Below are 6,561 nucleotides of genomic sequence, written 5' to 3' on the forward strand. Positions count from 1 at the left end.
TACATCCGTTACCCCATCCGTTGCCCCATCCGTTACATCCGTTACCCCATCCGTTACCAACATCGGCACAATCAAATCCATCACCGCCTTAGTCAAAGGCGCATATCCAAAACCATCCCGCAACTGCGCCATCGATATCCGAGAAAATCCCAACAAAGGCGCAATCGGGACAACTTTCCCCGCCCCATCCATCTGACGCGAAAAATAAGACAACCAAGTATAATTCTGAGGTAAAGCACTCTCATCTAGATAAGATTGTCCCCGCGCCAACTCCAGAAAATCATCAGCCAACGCCCCCACTTCTGCCGCAAATTTATAAGCTACAAAAAACTCCAATAATGAACGATGCGCTGGAGTATAATCCCCATCCGCATTACGAATCAACATCGTCTGCCCCATCATATCAAAATGCCAATGATCTAAATCCTTCTCCTCTCGCACCATTGCACCAAATAAACTACGAATGCGATCCGGAAATAAGCGATAATTTAAACTCATGCGATTGCTCGATACCATTTCCCAAGCTAACTCGCATAAGAAATATAACTTATCTGCCAAAGAAGTAAAAGTTCGTTCCGCTTTAATATCCCTTGCTATCTTTCGCCACACCGCATACAAATAAACCCGCGACATATCCACAGGTTTACCCGCCTCAATATCTGGTAATGCTTCTAAAATTAAATCAGTCATCACTGGGCGACGGGCTAAATCCAACAATTGAGGATTATTTAGTACTTTCTCAACCGTCGCAGCTTCCGCTTGGAAAGATAACACCTGCCGGATTTGTTCATCGTTAAACTTATCCAATTCCAACACTTCAAACTGCGGCGTTTCCCCAGTTAATTTAGCCGTAGAAGCCTGTAACTCCGCATTCAATAAAGCCCGCCCTTCCTTCGCCTCCGGAAAATGTTCCGTGCGACAAGTTAAAATTACCTTCGCACCGGGAACCACTACCTTAGCCAATTCCCAGAAATTATTAATCATCTCCTGACGATTTACCCGCGCTGCCATCTCATCAAAGCCATCAAAAATCAGGAGGAGTTTACCCATCCGATTTAACTCTTCAAAAGCTGAATATCCTGGTAAAGGAATCTCATGTTTTCTGAAGAAAAACTCCGAAAATAAAGACTCCACACTCACCGCCTTAGCATAGTCTCGCAGTGGAATTACTAACGGCAAGCGCGGACGTTGCACCCCACGTTTCTTAGCATCCCGATACTGTTGCAATGCCGTCCAAGCATAGTGTAAAGCAAACCAAGTTTTCCCCGTCCCAAACTCTCCCAAAATTGAGATATGTTCTTTCACAGGATCTGCTAACCATAGGTCAATATACCCATCAATCCACCCATCTCGCTCATCGTAGCGACTAACACCAATCCGGCGCTTACTCCCAGGATCTATTTCTTCTTTTGTACAAGCTATAGGGATATATTTTTTATCGATACCTCGGCGTTTTACATCCGCCTCTAACTCATCAAGATAATCACTAAAATCAGCATTTTGATCCAGTAATTCATCAAAAGTATAGCAAAAAAGTTCCTTATTTTCCCGCTTCTCCACCTCATCCCGCGCCGCCCGACTGATGCGACGATTGGTAACTAACCAGCCTTCATCAGTCCGTTTCTCCTCCACCAATTGCCGTAAAGTTGCCACATCCTGTAATCCCACTTCACCAGCCATCCCACGGACTAAAATCCGGTCATATCCCCGCCTAGCTGGAATAGTAATAATCCATTCAAAATATGCTTCAGCCCATACTTGATAGGTTTCAAATTGATAGCCCAATGCCTCAAACCAACCTCTCATCTGTTGGGCTAATTGAAACGCTTTACATTGCTTTTCTCCAGAGGATTCAGCCCCTGGAAGTGCCAAGAAGTTTTCCCCAACTAACTGGGCTATTTCTGTCCTAATTCCCTCTAATGTGGGTATTTTGGCTAATTCTTCTTGTAGCCTTGTCAATCGTTTATGTAAAGAGTCTATTTTCTGATTAGTCAGAACTTCAGCAGGTGTAAGGGATCTCTTGGTCACTTCAATAAAAATTGCCGCAAATTCGGCTAACTCGCGACGGGGATTAATTCCTAATTGGCGAATTTTATCGGCTAAAGGATATTGTTCTAAAAATGCTTCACTTTCATTTAACAGAATACCTGGATTATTCCCCTCAAAGGCTTTCCGAAAAGCTTGTTTAATCTCCTCTTGCCGTAAAAGTTCCAGGATAGGTTTAGGTTTACCAACACCATACTCAACCAACGCATAAGCGTAAACTACACTAAAATCAGAACGGGGATGATCCGGATCTATTTGAAAATCTTTAAGAAATTTAATAACTCTTTCATTTCGCTCTATTTTACTCTTGACTTCAGCAAGTGGTACGCTAATAATGGCGCTAATGATGTCATCGATTATAATCATGTTGCTAGTCCTTGTAGAGATATATCAGGAGATAAAATATTTCTAAACCAGTACTTCCGAGGTAGCAGGGGAATTATCAACGATTTCTTGAGTATCATCAGCCACAGCCACAGTTAATTTTAATCCTAAAAGCTGTAACCAAGTGCCCAAACTATAAATAACATCACTCCCACTCTGAGATAGTAATTCATCGAGTTTCTCTTGGTATATTTTGGCTTTATCCGGGGAACCAAGGGCTTCAGCAACATGACTTAGTGCTAATTTGAGGAGTTGAGAATCTGGAGATTCACCTTCATCTAATTCAAAATGAGTTTCTAGATAAAGAGCCGCATAATTTGAATCTTTAAGACGTGCAATCAGATAATCATGGTAACTATCACTGGTTGGCATTTTCTCTTCTCCTATAATCTGTCCAGTATTCTATCGCTCTGCGAATATCTCGCTCTTGAGTACTTTTGTCACCTCCACACAGGAGTAGTACAATTATCGAGCCGATTTGTCCAAAATAGATGCGGTAACCAGAAGCATAATCTATTTTTAATTCCCATACTCCTTCCCCAACTGAACGATAATCCCCTAAATTGCCGTTACTAACTCTATCAAGTCTTTTATCGATAATAGTTTTGGCTTTGCCATCCCGGAGTCCATCTAACCACTCAGCAAAAGGAATTCTACCATCTCTCGTAATGTAACGCCTAATATTCCTAGGTTGTACGACCATAATGTTATTTTATGCGATCGCAGTTCATTTTCTCTTTTCAGGTAAGTATCTGATTGTATAAGGGAAGTGCGATTGCTCTAAAAATATGCACTACTGACTACATAGAGAAAAACTGTCTCAGTAGATTAATTTTTTCTAAACCAGTACTTCCGAGTTAGCAGGGGAATTTTCAACGATTTCTTGAGTATCATCAGCCACAGCTACAGTTAATTTTAATCCTAAAACCTGTAACCAAGTGCCCAAATTGTAAATGACATCACTCCCGCGCTGAGATAGTAATTCATCGAGTTTTTCTTGGTATATTTTTGCTTGCTCCGGGGAACCAAGGGCTTCTGCCACATGACTCAGTGCCAATCGGAGAAGTTCGGGTTCCGGATCTTTTTCTTCCAAAATAGACTCGATATAGAGAGCAGCATAACTTGGATCTTTGAGTTGTAAAATCAGAAAATCATGATAAGGTAAACTTTTAGGCATTGTTTTATTTCCTATAGTCTGTCCAGTATTCTACTGCTCTAGAAATATCTTGAGCTTGACTGCTTTTATCTCCACCACAGAGGAGAAGTACTATTTTTGTTCCTACTTGTCCAAAGTAGAGCCGATAACCAGGTACATAGTCAATCCTCAATTCAAACACTCCTTCTCCGACTGAGCGATAATCCCCCAGATTACCCAGATTAACTCGTTCAAGCCGAGCAGTTATTTTACTTTTGGCTTTTCTATCCCGTAGGGCATAAAACCACTCATCAAAAGGAATTTTTCCTTCAGGCGTAGTATAACGCTGAATTTCCCTGGGTTGTACTGTCATAATTTTATTGTAAGCGATTGCCTTTCATTTTATATTGCCAGGTAAGGATCTGATTATATAAGCGAAGTGCAATCCCTCTAAAAATACGCACCACTGACTACATAGAGAAAAACTGTCTCAGTAGATTAATTTTTTCTAAACCAGTACTTCCGAGTTAGCAGGGGAATTTTCAACGATTTCTTGAGTATCATCACCCACAGCCACAGTTAATTTTAATCCTAAAAGCTGTAACCAAGTGCCCAAATTGTAAATAACATCACTCCCACGCTGAGATAGTAATTCATCGAGTTTTTTTTGGTATATTTTTGCTTTATCCGGGGAACCAAGGGCTTCGGCAACATGACTCAGTGCTAATCGGAGAAGTTCAGGATCTGGAGATTCGCCTTCATCTAATTCAAAATGAGTTTCTAGATAAACGGCAGCATAACTTGGGTCTTTGAGTTGTAAAATTAGAAAGTCATGATAAGGTAAACTTTTAGGCATTTTTTTAACTCCTATAATCTATCCAGTATTCTCTTGCTCGGCGAATATCTTGTTCTTGTGTGCTTTTATCACCACCACACAGCAACAACACAATTGTTGAGCCAATCTGTCCAAAATAGATGCGGTAGCCGGAAGCATAGTTTATTCTTAATTCACACACTCCTTCTCCTACTGAACGATAATCTCCCAAATTACCAAGCCTAACTCGGTTTATCCTCTTATTGATTTTGGTCTTGATTTGGCTATCCCGTAGGGCATAAAACCACTCATCAAAAGGAATTTTTCCTTCAGGCGTAGTATAACGCTGAATTTCCCTGGGTTGTACTGTCATAATTTTATTGTAAGCGATCGCCTTTCATTTTATATTGCCAAGACAGCCTCTAAAAAAAGTACAATCTGCTTGTTGCACGCGCTAGGCTAAACCATAGCTCTCGAAGGGCGCGATGCTGAAGGCGAGCGTTGGCGTAGTCTCTCGTAGAGAAGCCATTGCAATAGCATTGCGTTGAGGTTTAGTAGGGATGGTGCGTTAGCAAAGCATAACGCACCCTACAGATATGGTTTTTGCGTATTAATTTTCCTTTTGAATTGCCTGAATTATTAACTCATTACTATTTACTTAAATCAACCTTTTCAGGATTCCCCATCCCAGCAGTAACGGCATAACTTTGAGCTAATAACTGTAACCAAAGTTTGGGATAACGTTTTTCTACCCAAGGTTGTATCTGACGGACAAAATTGGGAAACCAACCGCCAATCAACCAACTGACTAAAGCTTGTAAGGTAAAACTAAAATAACTCCCCAGCCAACGTAACATTTCTTTCCCGCCTGCCATTTCCCAAATCCAAAGTAAGAGAATCGGATTTCTTTTGGCTGCTTTTAGTGCTAGTCGATTAAAGGTTAACCAGCTAAAACGATCTTTGATAAAATCATCTGCTACTTCTGCTGGTTCATCTGCTAATAACCCAAAGAAAGTATTGAGCATAGAATTAATCCGCTCAGGTGGTAAATAAGCACCAGTTGGTACCATCATTCCTTTAGAAAATAGCCAGGTGACGGAAATATTACTTTGATAGGCACGGATTTGGTTTAAATCTTCGGCACTTAACAGATTATGTCGCAATGCAGTATCTAATAAGTCCGTTAAACGATAGAGATTCCGCACCAGGGAACCAAATCCTGTGAAAATTAGGGGAGATTGGAGGGAAGCGGCATCACCAATGGCAACTAGTCTATCAAAGGCAACAGTGCGATCGCGACTCCCTATGCTAAAATGCCCTGGAATATACCCAAATGTGGCTTTCTTCCACACCAGTTTCTCCATATCGCAGCGGCGGTATTCTGGGAGAATTGTAAAGAAGTCTTCATACATTTCTAATAATGAGCCAGGATTCTCAGGATTCACCTGATGATAGTGAAACAAATAGAAAGTAAGTTCATCACCCGCCCCAGGGAATAACTCCCAAATCAACTGTCTGCCGCGCGAGATATCACCGTGGCTATTGAGTACATCGCCATACTGGGAATCCCAGACTCCCGGCTCAAATCCTTTTGCGATCGCAGCCCCCACAGTTGGGCATACACTATTAAAAGCGCTCGTACCGTTTAACTGCCACGCAATGGGAGAAGCAGTGCCCATCGCATCCACTAAAACACGCCCCCTGGCTTGGCGAGGGGATTTGGTGGGGAGATGTTGTAAACTAGCAATCGCAGCCTCTGATGTAATATCAGCCCGGATAAATTCTGTCTCATCCCAGATTTCACCCCCAGCTTGTTTCAGCTTGTCGCCACAGGTTTGTAACAATTTCTCAGAATCGATAGCAATGTTAAGTACAGTGGGCGTATGTAAGATGGCGGCTTTCAGGTGTGGCGGGTTATTGCTATCAAAGAATTTATTGAAGCCATCGACATATTCCCTGGCAATAATATTTTCAAACTCAGCCCGGTTAAATAAACCCAAATCTATCAGGCTTTGGAATTCAGCACGAGAAATATTCCATTCCCGATTCATCCGCCCAAAAGGTAGCCTTTCCACCAGCAACACCCGATAACCTCGCTGCGCCATAACTGCGGCATGGATTACTCCCAATGCGCCACCAATATAGATTAAATCGTAATCGGAGTGGGGAGTGGGGAGTGGGG

8 protein-coding genes are annotated in these 6,561 nt (G+C 41.9%); all 8 read right to left on the reverse strand.

Features of this window, described 5'->3' with window-relative positions; genetic code table 11:
• A partial coding sequence (locus tag NJ959_RS24030) for an NACHT domain-containing protein (protein WP_254014277.1) occupies positions 1–2,412 on the reverse strand: 2,412 nt, incomplete at its 3' end.
• A gap of 42 nt (positions 2,413–2,454) precedes the next feature.
• Positions 2,455–2,802: a helix-turn-helix domain-containing transcriptional regulator gene (locus NJ959_RS24035; protein WP_254014278.1), complete on the reverse strand. Its 348-nt coding sequence runs from the start codon at positions 2,800–2,802 to the stop codon at positions 2,455–2,457.
• A complete protein-coding gene (locus NJ959_RS24040) occupies positions 2,789–3,133 on the reverse strand; it encodes a type II toxin-antitoxin system RelE/ParE family toxin (RefSeq protein ID WP_254014279.1) in 345 nt (114 codons plus the stop codon). The genes NJ959_RS24035 and NJ959_RS24040 overlap by 14 nt, the downstream gene beginning before the upstream one ends.
• 135 nt (positions 3,134–3,268) lie before the next feature.
• Positions 3,269–3,607, reverse strand: coding sequence for a helix-turn-helix domain-containing transcriptional regulator (locus NJ959_RS24045; RefSeq protein ID WP_254014280.1), 339 nt, complete (start codon positions 3,605–3,607; stop codon positions 3,269–3,271).
• Positions 3,608–3,611: 4 nt separating this feature from the next.
• Positions 3,612–3,938 carry a type II toxin-antitoxin system RelE/ParE family toxin gene (locus NJ959_RS24050; RefSeq protein ID WP_254014281.1) on the reverse strand — a complete coding sequence of 109 codons (327 nt, stop codon included), beginning with the start codon at positions 3,936–3,938 and terminating at the stop codon, positions 3,612–3,614.
• Between the two features lie 135 nt (positions 3,939–4,073).
• The gene (locus tag NJ959_RS24055; protein WP_254014282.1) at positions 4,074–4,421 is read right to left on the reverse strand and encodes a helix-turn-helix domain-containing transcriptional regulator; all 348 of its coding nucleotides are present in this window, start codon (positions 4,419–4,421) and stop codon (positions 4,074–4,076) included.
• A gap of 4 nt (positions 4,422–4,425) precedes the next feature.
• Positions 4,426–4,752, reverse strand: a complete 327-nt coding sequence (locus NJ959_RS24060; RefSeq protein WP_254014283.1) for a type II toxin-antitoxin system RelE/ParE family toxin — start codon at positions 4,750–4,752, stop codon at positions 4,426–4,428.
• Between the two features lie 277 nt (positions 4,753–5,029).
• Positions 5,030–6,561 (reverse strand): NAD(P)/FAD-dependent oxidoreductase (locus NJ959_RS24065; RefSeq protein ID WP_254014284.1); only part of this gene is annotated, 1,532 nt, incomplete at its 5' end.

It is taken from the genome of Limnofasciculus baicalensis BBK-W-15, assembly GCF_024178385.1.
In the GTDB taxonomy this organism is placed as follows: domain Bacteria; phylum Cyanobacteriota; class Cyanobacteriia; order Cyanobacteriales; family Coleofasciculaceae; genus Limnofasciculus; species Limnofasciculus baicalensis.